Source organism: Streptomyces synnematoformans (genome assembly GCF_039531005.1).
Classification (GTDB): domain Bacteria; phylum Actinomycetota; class Actinomycetes; order Streptomycetales; family Streptomycetaceae; genus Streptomyces; species Streptomyces synnematoformans.
Genome location: NZ_BAAAPF010000205.1, coordinates 1 through 13,372 on the forward strand (window position 1 = coordinate 1; position 13,372 = coordinate 13,372).

Consider the following 13,372-nt stretch of genomic DNA (forward strand, 5'->3'; position numbering starts at 1 on the left):
GACTTCGCGGCCGTTCCGGTGCCGCCCCCTCGCGCGGCGGCGTGGCAGGCGGCGCCGCGGGGCGCTCCGCCGGGTCCCCCGGTTCCGTCGTCCCGCCGCAGCACCGACCCCCCTCCTCGACGCCGACCTCGTAGTCCTTCGACTGCCCCACCCACTCGCCGTCGTCCCCGCGGCGCTGCACGGCGGTCACGTTCACCGTCACCCGCCCCGCGGGGGCGCCCGCGGCGAAGGCCATCCGCAGCGGCACCTCCCGGCTGCCGCCCGCCGGCAGCGCGAAGCCGCGGAAGCCCTGTGCGAACACCCCGGCGCTCTCGCCCGCGCCGGTCCGCTCGAACACCACCGGCCGCCAGCGCCGCGCCGCCGCGTCGTAGAACTGCAGCCGGACGTCGCCCGGCCGGAGCCGGGCGCCGTCCTCGCGGCTGAACACGGCCACCGGGTGCACCCCGCGGCAGGGCCGGTCCGAGACGTTGTGCAGCTGCAGCGCCAGAGGGTGCCGGGCGCCCCCGGCGCGGAGCGCGGCGCCTTCGCCGCGCAGCGCCGTCCGCACGGGGAAGCCCCCGGCCCCGGAGTCGCCGCAGCGCGGCGCTGGCGCGGCCGCGTGCGGCGCGGCGGCCACCGGCGCGGGGGAGAGGAGGAGGGCCGCGGCGGCGGCCGTGAGGGCGAGTACGGAGCGCGGTCCCATGACCGCGACCGTGTCACGGCCCCGTGCCGGCGACCGGCCGGGCGACTCCGAACGGCTCAACACACGCCCCCACACCCCCCGTCCGAGGCACCCCCCGGCCCGTACGGAACGCCTCGCCGTAGCGCCCGCGGGAACGCCCCGCCGGCCCCCGCGGGGGAACCCCCGCCCGCGACCGGTCCTGCGCGGGCCGTGTGGTTGAGTGACGGCCATGGATGGCACCCCTGGCACCCCCCTGCGCGTCGGCCTCTTCGGTTACGGACTCGCCGGCTCCGTCTTCCACGCCCCGCTCGTCTCGGCCACCGACGGCCTCGTCCTCGACACGGTCGTCACCGCGTCCCCCGAGCGGCAGGAGCAGGTCCGCGCCGCGTACCCGGACGCGACCCCCGTCGCCGCCGCCGACGACCTCCTGGCCCGCGCCGACCGCCTCGACCTCGCCGTCGTCGCGTCGCCCAACCGCACCCACGTGCCGCTGGCGACCGCCGCGCTGGAGGCCGGGCTGCCCGTCGTCGTGGACAAGCCGCTGGCCGCCACCGCCGCCGAGGCCGACGAGCTGGCGGCCCTCGCCGACGCCCGCGGGCTGCTGCTCTCCGCCTTCCACAACCGCCGCTGGGACAGCGACTTCCGTACGCTGCGCGCGCTGATCGCCGACGGCGCGCTCGGCGACGTCCACCGCTTCGAGTCCCGCTTCGAGCGCTGGCGCCCCGTGCTGCGCGGCGGCTGGCGCGACTCCGCCGACCCGGCGGACGTCGGCGGGCTGCTGTACGACCTGGGCAGTCACCTCGTCGACCAGGCGCTGACCCTCTTCGGCCCGGTGACCTCCGTCTACGCCGAGTCCGACGCCCGGCGGGCGGGCTCGGAGGTGGATGACGACAACTTCGTCGCGCTGGTGCACGCCGGGGGCGTCCGCACGCACCTGTGGATGACCGCGATGGCCCCGCAGCTCGGGCCGCGCTTCCGGGTGCTGGGCAGCCGCGCGGGGTACGTGAAGTACGGGCTCGACCCGCAGGAGGCGGCGCTGCGCGCGGGCCGGCGCCCGGGCGACGGCAGCGGGACCGGGGCCGACGCGCTCTGGGGCGCGGAGCCCGAGGTCGCCTGGGGCCGGCTGGGCGCCGGGGAGTCCCCGCTCACCGGCGGCGGCGAGCCGGTCCCCAGCCTCCCCGGCGACTACCCCGCGTACTACGCCGGCATCGCCGAGGCCCTGCGCACCGGTACGCCGCCGCCCGTCACCGCCGCCGAGGCCGCGGCGACGCTGCGGGTGCTGGAGGCGGCCCGCCGCTCGGCGGCGGAGGGCCGGGTCGTGCGGCTCGGCGACGGTGCCTGAGCACCCGAGGGGGCGCGGTATGCTGGACGGCGTCGTCTGAGACGGCATGCGCCGCTAGCTCAGTTGGTTAGAGCAGCTGACTCTTAATCAGCGGGTCCGGGGTTCGAGTCCCTGGCGGCGTACGTACCGGGGAGCCCGGGCCGGTCGGCCCGGGCTCCCCGCGTGTGCGCGGGCCGCGTTCCCGCTAGTCGAGCCGGTACGTCCCGGCCGCGACGGCGTCGCGTACGGCCGCGGTGGTCGCGTCCGGCGGCTGGCCGCCGGTGTCCAGCGCGTGCGGCTCGTACGCTCCGAGGTCGGCGAACTCCCGGTGCATCGCCCGCACCGGCCCGGGGTCGGTCAGCGCGTCGGGGCCGGTGCGGGCGGTGGCGCGGGCCAGGGTGGTCGGCTCGTCGGGGCGGAGGACGACGTAGTGCAGGGGGACGCCGGCGGCGCGGGCGGCCGCGCGGTAGGCGTCGACGAACCAGGGGCCGACGACGCCGTCGAGCACGACGCGGTAGCCGCCGGCGGCGTAGCGGGCGGCGGCACCGGCGGCGACGGCGACGACGACCTCGTTCTGGCGCTGTGCGGCGGGCAGGTAGGGCGCGACGGCGCCGCGGGCGATGAAGGCCCAGAAGTCGTCGGTGTGGAGGTGGACGCTGAGCGGGGACTCCGCGGCGAGCAGCCGGGCGACGGTGGTCTTGCCGGCGCCGGGCGGCCCGCTGACGACGACGACGTCCCCTGGCCCGGCCTCGACGCCGTCCCCTGCCTCGGCCTCGACGACGCCCCCGGCCTCGACGCCGCCCACCACCCGCTCGCACCGCTCCCGCGACGCCTTCACCAGCTCCGCGTTGGGCGCGTCGTTCGCGTCTATCCACGCGCGGGACGCGGCCGCCGTGCGGCCGAAGCCCACGTGCCGCTCCATCAGCCGCGCGTCGCGCACCGCGTCCGGGGCGTCCACGTACCAGACCTGCGCCATCAGCTCCCGCGCGGTGCGCCAGCCCGGCAGGTCGCAGGCGAGGTAGTTGCCCTCGGTGACGATCAGCCGGGTGCCCGGCGCGACGCGGTGCCGGGCGGCGACGGGCTCGTCCAGCGCCCGGTCGAAGTCCGGCACGTACACCTCCGCGCCGGGCTCCGCCACCAGCCGGTGCAGCAGGGCGGCGTAGCCGGCGGCGTCGAAGCTGGGCTCCGAGCCCTTGCGGTCGCGCAGGCCGAGCCGGTCCAGCTGGGCGCCTGCGAGATGGAAGCCGTCGAGCGGCACGTACGCGGCGGCGCCGGCGACGTGCGGCGCGCGGAGCGCCTCGACGAGCGCGCGGGCCAGCGTCGACTTCCCCGCCCCCGGCGCCCCGGCGAGCCCCAGCCCGGCGCGCCGCCCGCCGGCGAGGAGCGCCCACGCGTCGTCGGCCAGCCGTTCGGTGCGCATGGCCGCACCCTACGACGCCGCCGCGCCGCCCCGCACCCGCGTTCCGGCGGCCGGGCCCGGGGGCCGGCCCGCGGTCACCGGGCCGTGATCCGGGGCCGGGTACCATTCCGGACGAGCGGCGGTGGCGCAATGGCTGACGCAGCAGACTTAGGATCTGTGGCCCCTGACCGGGCTTGAGGGTTCGAATCCCTCCCGCCGCACGCGTGTGCCCGGGCGGCCTCCGCGCGGGCGCGGGCACCTCCACACGCCGGCGGGCGCCCTCCGTCGCCGGAGGGCGCCCGCACGAGTCGGCCGGCGCCGGTGTACGGCGTCGGCCGCGACGTCAGAGGATCGCGTTGAGGAACTGCTGCGTCCGCTCGTGCTCCGGCTCGCTGAAGATCTTCTCCGGCGGACCGGACTCGATGATCTTTCCGGCGTCGAACATCAGCACGTCGTCGGAGATGTCGCGCGCGAAGTTCATCTCGTGGGTGACGCACAGCATGGTGATGTCCGTGGTCTGCGCGATGTCCCGCAGCAGGTCCAGCACACCGGCCACCAACTCCGGGTCCAGCGCCGAGGTGACCTCGTCCAGCAGCAGTATCTGCGGCCGCATCGCCAGCGCGCGGGCGATCGCCACGCGCTGCTGCTGGCCGCCGGAGAGCTGACTCGGGTACTTGTCGATGTGCTCGGTGAGCCCCACCAGCTCCAGCAGCTCCCGCGCCCGGGACTCCGCCTCCTCCTTGGACAGCCCCAGCACGTGCACCGGGGCCTCGGTGATGTTCCGGATCACCTTCATGTTCGGGAAGAGGTTGAACTGCTGGAACACCATCCCGATGTTCTTGCGCACCTCGCGGATGTGGCTCTCGCCGGCGGGCTCCAGCTTGCCGTTCCGCTCCTCGTGGAAGAGGTAGTCGCCGCTGACCTTGACGGTGCCGCTGTCCGGCTCCACCAGGGTCATCAGCAGCCGCAGGATCGTGGTCTTGCCCGAACCGGAGGGCCCGATGAGCGTCACGTGCTTGCCGGACGACACGTCGAAGCACAGGTCGTCGAGGACGACGTTGTCGCCGAACCGCTTGGTCACGTTGTCGAAGCGGATCAGCTGGCTGCCGTCGACGGGCGGGTTCTTATCGGTGGTGGAGTCAGGTGTTGTTGACAAGACGACGCTCCAGGGCTCGGATCAGAAGGGAAGCGGGGTAGGCGATCACGATGAACGCCACGCCCACGACGGTGATGGCCTCGGTGGTGAAGGTCTCGTTGCTGAACTGCCGGGCCTCGCCGAGCATGTCCAGCGCGCCGATGACCGCGATCATCGGCGAGTCCTTGAGCATCGCGACCACGTAGTTGCCCAGCGCGGGCACCACCCGGCGGATGGCCTGCGGGAGGATCACGGACGTCCAGGTCCGGCCGCGCGACAGGCTGAGCGCCTTCGACGCCTCCCACTGGCCGACCGGCACGCCGTCGATGCCCGCGCGGTACACCTCGGCGGTGTACGTGGAGTAGTGCAGGCCCAGGCCGACGATGCCGGTGGTGAGCGGGGACATGGACGGGCCCACCTCGGGGACCACGTAGAACAGGAAGAACAGCTGCACCAGCAGCGGGGTGTTCCGGATGAACTCGGTGACCCAGATCACCGGCAAGCGGACCCACGGCTGCGGCGAGCGCTGCGCCATGGCCCAGACGAGGCCGAGGGAGAAGGCGATCAGCGTGCCGAGCGCCAGGGCCTGGAGGGTGACGAGTACACCGTCCCAGAACCGCGGCATGAACTCGTCGACGACATCCCAGTCGAACGTCATCCGACACCTCCGGCGGTCTGGGCGCTCGCCTGCGCGGACTCGCCGCGGCCGGAGAGCTTACGGGTGAGGATGCCGTTCTTCTTCTCCGGAGCCCGGCCCACCCCCGCTTTGGCCCGGCGCTCCAGCATCCGCATGAGGCGGGTGAGGATGAACGCGAGAAGGAAGTAGAGCACCAGCAGCAGCGTGTAGATCGGCGCGCTCTCGTTCGTCGCCAGCCGCAGCAGGTTTCCGGCGAACGTCATGTCGGCGACGGCGATGACCGACACCAGCGCCGTGCCTTTCATCAGTTCGATCAGCAGGTTGTTGAACGGCGGGATCATCTCCGGCCACGCCTGCGGAACCTCGATGCGGCGCAGCCGCTGCATGCGGGTGAAGCTGAGCGCGATGCCGGCCTCCCGCTGCGCCGCGGGCACCGCCGCCAGCGCGCCGCGCACGATCTCGGAGCCGTACGCGCCGTAGGTCATGCCGAGCGCCAGCGTGCCGGACCACAGCGGCACGAACTGCCAGCCGAGCATCAGCGGCACCGCGAACGCCATCCAGAACATGAAGATCAGCGCGGACATGCCGCGGAAGATCTCGAAGTACGTGCCGGCGAGGAAGCGCACGATCCAGAACCGCGAGGTCCGCAGCGTGCCGATGGTGAACGCCACGATGGCGGCCAGCACCGTGCTGTAGACGAGCACCTGGATCGTGACCCAGATGCCCGGGAGGAACCACTCCCGGAAGAACTCCCAGCTCATCATCAGCCGCACAGCTCCTTCGCCGTCATGTCCGTCATCTCCTCTTCGGTGAAGCCGAAGGGTTTGACGAGACGGAGCAGCTCACCGCTCTCCTTGAGCTTGTGCAGCTCCTCGTTGAAGGCGTCGCGCAGGTTCTTCTCCGACAGCCGGAAGGCGAAGCCGCCGGCGCCGTAGGCGGGCTCGCCGTCGACGACCGGCTGGAAGGGCTCGGACCCCTCGGCCCGCTTGGAGCCCTTGACCGCGTTGGTGACGGTGACGCTGGTGCCGGCGAAGGCGTCCACGCGGCCCTGCTCGACCGCCTCCAGGCCCGCCACCTGGTCCGGCAGGACCAGGACCTCCTTCACGCCGTTGGCCTTGGCGTAGTCGATCTCGGCGTACGCGGTGCCGCTCGCCAGCTTCAGGCCCTTCTCGGCGATGTCCTTGTAATCCCGGATGTTGTGCGGGTTGCCCTTCTTGACGATGAAGGCGTCCAGCATCAGATAGTCGGGGTCGGAAAAGAGGACCTGGGCACATCTGTCCGGGTTGATGTACATTCCCGCGGACACGACGTCGAACAACTGCACCTTCAGGCCCGGGATCAGCGCCCCGAACTCCACCGGCACCGGCTCGATCTTGTCGATCCCCAGTCGCTTGAAGATCACCTCGGCGATGGCGGGCGCCTCGCCGACGGCGTCACCGTCCTCGTTGATATAGCCGAAGGGCACCTCGCCGGCGATGCCGACCTTGACGACGCCGCGGTCTCGCAGCTTTTCGAGCAGGTCACCCCCTTCGACGCTGCCGTCCGCCTCGGCCGTCCGGCTGCAACCGGCGGCGCCGCCGATCGCCCCGGCCGCGCCGACGGCGGCGGCTGATGCGAGCAGTGAGCGGCGCCTCAGCCCGCCCGGCCCGCTTCTCGTCTCGTTCTCACCACGTAGAACCATGGGCGCGCGGCTACCCGCCCCCGCCGAAGTTATGCGGGTCGGTTCCAGCCGGTGATCCTCCCGTTATCGTGGGATACACCGAACGAGGGAGTGGTGTATGCCCGCGCGATTTGTCGAGGTCTCTCTGGCCAAACGGGACGTCCGCTGCACAGCGCAGCTACTCGACGACAGAGCCCCCGTGACCTGTGCCGCGGTGTGGGATGCGCTCCCGCTCGGCGGCGACGTCTACCACGCGAAGTACGCCCGCAACGAGATCTACACCCTGCTTCCCGCGTTCGCGGCCGCCGAGCCGCCGCTGGAGAACCCGACGGTCACCCCCATCCCCGGGGACCTGTGCTACTTCAGCTTCACCGACACCGTCCTCGGCACCGCCAGCTACGGCTACGAGGCCGAGGCCAAGCACCAGGGCCGGACGAGCGTCGTCGACCTCGCGCTGTTCTACGAGCGGAACAACCTGCTCATCAACGGCGACAGCGGCTGGGTCCCCGGCATCGTCTGGGGCTCGGTGGTCGAAGGGCTGGACGAGATGGCGGCCGCCTGCCAGGACCTGTGGCGCGCCGGCGCGCTGGGCGAGACGCTGAACTTCCGCCGGCTCTGACGCCGGCCGCGTCCGCCGGGACACGGGGCCGCCCGGGCGGGCGGCCCCGTCACCCGTGGCGGGTCGGTTCAGCCGGCGGCCGGGGCCGGCGGCCGGACGCCGTCGGCGATCCCCGACTCGTACATCGCCTGCGCCGTGCGCAGCACCAGCGCGTCCCGGTGCCGCGCCGCGACGAGCTGCACCCCCACCGGCAGCCCCGCCCCGTCCACCCCGCAGGGCAGGCTGACGGCCGGCTGCTGGGTGAGGTTGAAGGGGTACGTGAACGGGGTCCACCCGGTCCACCGGGTGTGGCCGGAGTCCTTCGGCACCTCCGCCCCCGTCTCGAAGGCCGTGATCGGCACGGTCGGCGTGACCAGCACGTCGTACGTCTGGTGGAAGCGCCCCATCGCCTGCCCGAGCGCCATCCGCACGTCCACCGCGGCCAGGTAGTCCAGCGCGCTGTACCGCTCGCCCAGCGCCACGATCTCCCGCAGCCCCGGGTCCAGCAGCTCCCGCGCCTGCGGCCCGTGCGGCTGCACCACCCGCGCGGCGCCGCTGAACCACAGCGTGTGGAAGGCCTCCTGGCACGCGGCGAGCCCGTCGCACAGCCGCGGGTCGGCCTCCTCCACGTACGCGCCCAGGTCCGACAGCCGCTCCACCGCGCCCCGGACCACGCGGGCCACCTGCGGGTCGACGCGCACCTGGCCGCCGAAGGACGCGCTGTACGCCACCCGCAGCCCGCGCACGCCCTCCGCGGCGCCGTCGAGGGCGTCGACGAAGCCGCCGGGCGGCGGGCCCAGCTGCGACCAGTCCCGCGGGTCCGCGCCGCTGACCACGTCCATCAGCAGCGCGGTGTCCCGGACGTCCCGCGTCATCGGCCCGACGTGCGCCAGCGTGCCGAACGGGCTCGCCGGATACAGCGGCACCCGCCCGTACGTGGCCTTCAGCGCGACGATCCCGCAGAACGACGCCGGGATCCGCACCGAGCCGCCGCCGTCCGTGCCCAGGCTCAGCGGCCCCGCGCCCAGCGCCACCGCCGCGGCGCTGCCGCCGCTGGAGCCGCCGGCCGTGCGGCCCGCGTCGTACGGGTTGGCGGTCACCCCGCTCAGCGGGCTGTCCGTGGTGCCCTTCCAGCCGAACTCCGGCGTCGTGGTCTTGCCGAGGAACACCGCGCCGTGCTCCCGCAGCCGCGCCACCGAGGGGGCGTCCTCGTCCCACTCGCGGTCCGGGTCGACGAGCCGGGAGCCGCGCAGCGTCGGGGTGCCGCGCTGCAGGATCATGTCCTTGACGGTCACCGGCACGCCGTCGAGCAGCCCGGCGGGCTCGCCGCGCTGCCAGCGGCGCGCGGACGCCTCCGCGCGGGCGAGCGCCGCGTCCCGCACCCCGTCGAGGGTGACGAAGGCGTTGGTCAGCTCCTGCGCCCGGGCCGCCCGCGCGAGCACCGCGCGGGCGGCCTCGACGGGCGACAGCTCGCCGGAGCGGTAGCCGCGCAGCAGCTCCACCGCCGTGAGATCCGCCGGATCCGTGCTCCCCGCCATCCCGCCTCCTCGCTCCCGCGTACCCTCCGGCGCCGGTGCCGCCGGCCCGGCCGGCGTCCGTGCCGCCGGTCCCGTCACCGTACGTACCCCAGTTGCTTGTCCACGATGTTGAAGAGCGGCCGGCCCGCCTCCCACAGGTCGAACAGCTCCACGAACTGGTCCGCCAGCGCCCCGCGCCAGCCCACCGTGTCGCCGCTCATGTGCGGCGAGACGAACAGGCCCGGCACCTGCCACAGCGGGTCGTCGGGCGGCAGCGGCTCGGTCTCGAAGACGTCCAGCGCCGCCGCCGCGATCTCCCGCTGCTCCAGCGCCGCGACCAGCGCCGCCGTGTCGACCAACGGGCCGCGGCCGACGTTGATGAACCGGGCCCGGTCCGGCATCGCCGCGAACGCCTCCCGGCCGAACATCCCGCGGGTCTGGGGCGTCAGCGGCGCCGCGCACACCACCCAGTCGGCCTGCGCCAGCAGCGCCGGCAGCTCCTCCTGCCCGCGCACGCCCGCGCGCGCGGTCCTGCCCACCAGTTCCGTACGCACCTCAAGGCACCCGAGCGTGTCCGCGACGGCCCGGCCGATGGGCCCCGCCCCGACCACCACGGCCCGGGTGCCGGCCAGCCGCAGCGTCTCGCGGTGCTGCCAGCGGTGCTGCCGCTGCCGCTCCCAGGTGCCGGGGAAGTCCTTGGCCAGGGCCAGCACCAGCCCGGCGACGTACTCAGCGATGGGCCGGTCGAAGACCCCGCGGGCGTTGGTCAGCACCGTGTCCGAGGCGGCGAACTCGGGGGAGAGCACGTGGTCCACCCCCGCGCTGGGGGTGTGCACCCACCCCGGCCGCCGGCCGCGGCCCGGCCAGGCCCGGCGCACCGCGTGCGAGGCGAAGTCCCACACCAGCACCACGTCGGCGGAGGGCAGCAGCTCGGCGAGCCGGTCCTCGTGCGTGGTGACCACTTGGGCCCGCCCCCGGAGTCGCTCCAGGTCGGGCGGCGGATCGTCATCGAGGACGAGCACGCGGATATCGGACATAGGAAGGAAACCGTCCCGCAATGAGGCACTGCTGCAATGGTCTCCAGTACCGGAGGCAGTACCGGATGTAGCCTGAAAGAGAAGGCGGAAAAACGTCGGAGATGCGAGGATTGACCACGCTAGGGGTGTGCCTCTACCTTCGTCAATAACCGCATCTGTCACTGCGTCCCGGTCGCTCACCGGCTGTTCCAGATGTTCTACCTTCCCCCAGCCCTCCGTACGAACGGGGCATCCTCATGGACGTCTCTTTTCTGGGCGGACCACAGCCACAGCGTGGTGTGGGTGTCGTAGCCCCTTTTGACTTCGCGCTCGACCGCGAACTATGGCGCTGGGTGCCCGACGATGTGTCCCTGCATCTGACGCGCACTCCCTACGTCCCCGTCGAGGTCAGCCTCGACCTGGCCAGGCTCGTGAGTGAACACCAGACCCTGCGCGAGGCGGTCCAGGCGCTCACCGCCGTCTCGCCCGAGGTCATCGCCTACGCGTGCGCGTCCGGCAGCTTCGCCGACGGGCCCATGGGCGAGCATGCCATGACCGCCGCCATGTCGTCGGCCGCCGCGGTGCCGGCGCTGACGACGTCCGGGGCCATGCTGATGGCGCTGAACGAGATCGGCGCCCGCCGTGCCGCCATCGTCACGCCCTACACACCCTCCGTCACGGGAGCCCTGGAGGAGTTCCTCGAAGAGGGCGGCGTCGAGGTCACCGGGCGGGCCAGCCTCGGGCTGACCCGGCAGATCTGGCGGGTGCCCTACCGGCAGGTCGTCGAGATGGCCCGGCTGGCCGTCGCGCACGGCTCGCCGGACGCGCTCTTCATCAGCTGCACCAACCTCCCCACGTACGACGTCATCCCGCAGCTGGAGGCGGAGCTGCGGATGCCGGTGCTGTCCGCGAACCAGGTCACGGTCTGGGCCGCGCTGCGGCGCATCGGCAAGGACGCCGTGGGCCCGTACCAGGCGCTGCTGGACCCGGCGGCGCGGCTCGGCTGGGCGTCGATGGCGCCGCCGGACGCCACGGTGCTCCCCGACATCACGGTGCTGCCGCCGGAGGTGCCGGCGCTGCCCGCGGAGGTGCCGCCCCCGCCGCCGCCCCCCGAGGCGGCGCTGGCCGGCTCGGCGCCGCCGCCGGACGTCGACGCGGCCGAGGCCGCGGACGCCCTCTGGCCCGACGACCCGGGGCAGCGGCCGGCGTAGCCCGGCGCGGGACACCCGTACCCGGCGCGGGGGAGCACCCGCGCCGGCCGGACGTACGTTCACTTCAGGACGGAGGCAGTGTGCAGCAGACCGCGAAGGCGACCGCGACCGTCGGTTTCCTCTACCCCGGGTACTCGGCCGAGGACGACTACCCCCGCATCCAGGACATGCTCGGCGGCACCACCGCCCTGCCGCTCGTGCACACCGACATCGGCGAGGACGCCCACCGCGTGGACGCGCTGCTGGAGATGGGCTCCGCCGCCCGGCTCGCCGCGGGCGTGGCGGAGCTGAAGGCCCGGGGCGCGCAGGCGGTGGTCTGGGCCTGCACGAGCGCCAGCTTCGTCTACGGCCCGGAGGGCGCGGCGGAGCAGGTGGCGGAGCTGTCCGCGACCGCCGGGCTGCCGGCCTCCAGCACGTCGTTCGCCTTCGCCCGCGCGGTGGCGGAGCTGGGCGTGCGCCGGGTGGCGGTGGCGGCGACGTACCCGGAGGACGTGGCGGAGCTGTTCGCCGTGTTCCTGAAGGCGGCCGGCGCCGAGGTGACGTCGACCCGCGGCAGCGGCATCATCACCGCCGCCGAGGTCGGCACCTGGGGCCGCGACGAGGTGCTGCGGCTGGCCCGCGCGGGCGACCACCCGGAGGCGGAGGCGGTGCTGCTGCCGGACACGGCGCTGCACACCGCCGCGTACGTCGCGGAGGTGGAGGCGGCGCTCGGCAAGCCGGTGCTGACCGCGAACCAGGTGACGGTCTGGGAGGGGCTGCGGCTGCTGGGCCGGCGGGCGGCGGAGCCGTCGCTGGGCCGGCTCTTCGCCGCGGCGGGCTGAGCCCGTACGGGACCGGCCGCGGGCGCACGGGACCGGCGGGCGGGCGTACGTGCCCTGCTGCCGGTCGTACGGGCCCCGCTGGCGGCCGTACGCCCCGCCGCCCCGCTTACAACAGCCGCTCCACCCGCTCCGCCGGCACGGCCCGGGAGTAGAACCAGCCCTGGGCCGTGTCGCAGCCGATCCGGCGCAGCCGCTCGGCCTGCTCGCCGCTCTCCACGCACTCCGCGGTGACGCTGATGCCCAGCCGGTGCGCCAGATCGACCAGCGCCTCGACGATCGTCTCGTCCGCCGGGCTCGGGTGCTCCGCGGAGCTGAAGCCCCGGACAAACGATCCGTCCAGTTTGAGCGCGGAGACCGGCAGCCGGCTGAGGTACGCCAGGTTGGAGTAGCCGGTGCCGAAGTCGTCGATCGCGATGCCGACGCCCATCTCGCTCAGCTCCTGCAGCGCCTGCAGCGGCCGGCCCGCCGAGCCCATCACCGCCGACTCCGTCAGCTCCAGCTGCAGCAGCCGCGGCGGCAGGCCCGTCTCGTCGAGGATCTCGCCGACGTCGGCGACCAGGTCGGAGTCCCAGACCTGGCGCACGGCGACGTTGACGCTGACGAACACCGGGTCCGCCGGGCGCAGCCGGTGCCAGCCGGCCGCGCGGCGGCAGGCGGTCGCCAGGACCCAGCGGCCCAGCGGCACGATCGCGCCGTTCTCTTCCGCCAATCCGATGAACCGATTCGGCGTCAGCGTGCCCAGCTTCGGGTGCTGCCAGCGCACCAGCGCCTCCACGCCGCGCACGCTGCCGTCGCCGAGGTCGATGAGCGGCTGGTAGTCGAGGGTGAACTCGTCGCGCTCGATGGCCGGGCGCAGCGTGGAGGAGAGCGCCTGCCGGGTCATCCGGTGGGCGTTGCGCTCGGGGTCGAAGAGCGTCCAGCGGGCCTTGCCGTCGGCCTTCGCCCAGTACAGCGTGGTGTCGGCGGCCTGCATCAGCGCCGTCGCCGTCTGCCCGCTGACCGCGCGCTCGACGACCCCGATGCTGGCCGAGACCGCCAGCCGCTGCCCGGCGAGGTCGAACGGCTCGGCCAGCGTGTCGAGCAGCCGCTGCGCCAGGTCCGCGAGCTGCTCCGTACCGTCCGACCGGGCCACCAGTACCGCGAACTCGTCGCCGCCGAGCCGGGCGACCGTGATGCCGTGCTTCTCGGCCCCGCCGTCCGCCGCCGTGCAGGCCACCAGCCGGCGGGCGACGGCGGCCAGCAGCTGGTCCCCCACGCGGTGGCCGAGGGTGTCGTTGACGGCCTTGAAGCCGTCCAGGTCGAGGTACGCGAGCCCCGCCCCGCCCGGCGCCCCCGGCGCCCCCGGGTGCGGCCGCGAGCGGCCGTGCCCGTCGTCCCGGCCCGCGCCGCCGTGCTC

At 74.1% G+C, this 13,372-nt stretch carries 13 protein-coding genes and 2 tRNA genes; 6 read left to right on the forward strand and 9 right to left on the reverse strand.

The window, feature by feature from the left end; all coding sequences use genetic code 11:
* A partial coding sequence (locus ABD317_RS25080) for a hypothetical protein (protein WP_344292207.1) occupies window positions 1–682 on the reverse strand: 682 nt, incomplete at its 3' end.
* Between the two features lie 208 nt (window positions 683–890).
* Between ABD317_RS25080 and ABD317_RS25085 the strand changes: the two genes are divergently transcribed.
* Together ABD317_RS25085 and ABD317_RS25090 are read left to right on the forward strand one after the other, a co-directional pair.
* Window positions 891–2,003, forward strand: coding sequence for a Gfo/Idh/MocA family oxidoreductase (locus ABD317_RS25085; RefSeq protein ID WP_344292209.1), 1,113 nt, complete (start codon window positions 891–893; stop codon window positions 2,001–2,003).
* A 48-nt stretch (window positions 2,004–2,051) separates the two neighbouring features.
* Window positions 2,052–2,125: transfer RNA gene (locus ABD317_RS25090), tRNA-Lys, on the forward strand.
* A gap of 62 nt (window positions 2,126–2,187) precedes the next feature.
* Here the strand turns inward: ABD317_RS25090 and ABD317_RS25095 are convergent.
* Complete coding sequence (locus ABD317_RS25095; RefSeq protein ID WP_344292211.1) at window positions 2,188–3,402, reverse strand: nucleoside/nucleotide kinase family protein; 1,215 nt, start codon at window positions 3,400–3,402, stop codon at window positions 2,188–2,190.
* Window positions 3,403–3,517: 115 nt separating this feature from the next.
* Between ABD317_RS25095 and ABD317_RS25100 the strand changes: the two genes are divergently transcribed.
* A tRNA-Leu gene (locus ABD317_RS25100) sits at window positions 3,518–3,602 on the forward strand.
* A gap of 122 nt (window positions 3,603–3,724) precedes the next feature.
* Here the strand turns inward: ABD317_RS25100 and ehuA are convergent.
* Genes ehuA through ehuB form a run of 4 tightly spaced genes read right to left on the reverse strand, consistent with a single transcriptional unit; the run spans window position 3,725 to window position 6,834 of the window.
* A complete protein-coding gene (ehuA, locus tag ABD317_RS25105) occupies window positions 3,725–4,537 on the reverse strand; it encodes an ectoine/hydroxyectoine ABC transporter ATP-binding protein EhuA (RefSeq protein ID WP_344292213.1) in 813 nt (270 codons plus the stop codon).
* The gene (gene ehuD, locus ABD317_RS25110) at window positions 4,521–5,174 is read right to left on the reverse strand and encodes an ectoine/hydroxyectoine ABC transporter permease subunit EhuD (protein ID WP_344292215.1); all 654 of its coding nucleotides are present in this window, start codon (window positions 5,172–5,174) and stop codon (window positions 4,521–4,523) included. The genes ehuA and ehuD overlap by 17 nt, the downstream gene beginning before the upstream one ends.
* Entirely contained in the window at window positions 5,171–5,917 is a 747-nt protein-coding gene (gene ehuC / locus ABD317_RS25115; RefSeq protein ID WP_344292217.1) for an ectoine/hydroxyectoine ABC transporter permease subunit EhuC, read from the reverse strand. Before ehuC ends, ehuD begins: the two co-directional genes overlap by 4 nt.
* The gene (gene ehuB / locus ABD317_RS25120) at window positions 5,917–6,834 is read right to left on the reverse strand and encodes an ectoine/hydroxyectoine ABC transporter substrate-binding protein EhuB (RefSeq protein WP_344292219.1); all 918 of its coding nucleotides are present in this window, start codon (window positions 6,832–6,834) and stop codon (window positions 5,917–5,919) included. The genes ehuC and ehuB overlap by 1 nt, the downstream gene beginning before the upstream one ends.
* A gap of 97 nt (window positions 6,835–6,931) precedes the next feature.
* On the opposite strand from ehuB, the gene ABD317_RS25125 reads away from it, so the two are divergent.
* Entirely contained in the window at window positions 6,932–7,432 is a 501-nt protein-coding gene (locus tag ABD317_RS25125) for a DUF3830 family protein (RefSeq protein ID WP_344292221.1), read from the forward strand.
* 68 nt (window positions 7,433–7,500) lie between these two features.
* Here ABD317_RS25125 and ABD317_RS25130 read toward each other — a convergent pair whose 3' ends face one another.
* Both ABD317_RS25130 and ABD317_RS25135 read right to left on the reverse strand, forming a co-directional pair.
* On the reverse strand, window positions 7,501–8,949 hold the full coding sequence (locus ABD317_RS25130) for an amidase (protein WP_344292223.1): 1,449 nt from the start codon (window positions 8,947–8,949) through the stop codon (window positions 7,501–7,503).
* A 74-nt stretch (window positions 8,950–9,023) separates the two neighbouring features.
* On the reverse strand, window positions 9,024–9,965 hold the full coding sequence (locus tag ABD317_RS25135) for a D-2-hydroxyacid dehydrogenase (RefSeq protein WP_344292225.1): 942 nt from the start codon (window positions 9,963–9,965) through the stop codon (window positions 9,024–9,026).
* A 236-nt stretch (window positions 9,966–10,201) separates the two neighbouring features.
* Between ABD317_RS25135 and ABD317_RS25140 the strand changes: the two genes are divergently transcribed.
* Both ABD317_RS25140 and ABD317_RS25145 read left to right on the forward strand, forming a co-directional pair.
* Window positions 10,202–11,155 (forward strand): maleate cis-trans isomerase family protein, encoded by a 954-nt coding sequence (locus ABD317_RS25140; RefSeq protein ID WP_344292227.1) that lies wholly within the window; start codon window positions 10,202–10,204, stop codon window positions 11,153–11,155.
* 80 nt (window positions 11,156–11,235) lie between these two features.
* On the forward strand, window positions 11,236–11,976 hold the full coding sequence (locus ABD317_RS25145) for a maleate cis-trans isomerase family protein (RefSeq protein WP_344292229.1): 741 nt from the start codon (window positions 11,236–11,238) through the stop codon (window positions 11,974–11,976).
* A gap of 106 nt (window positions 11,977–12,082) precedes the next feature.
* Here the strand turns inward: ABD317_RS25145 and ABD317_RS25150 are convergent.
* The coding region (locus ABD317_RS25150) for a putative bifunctional diguanylate cyclase/phosphodiesterase (protein WP_344292231.1) at window positions 12,083–13,372 on the reverse strand (1,290 nt) is incomplete at its 5' end.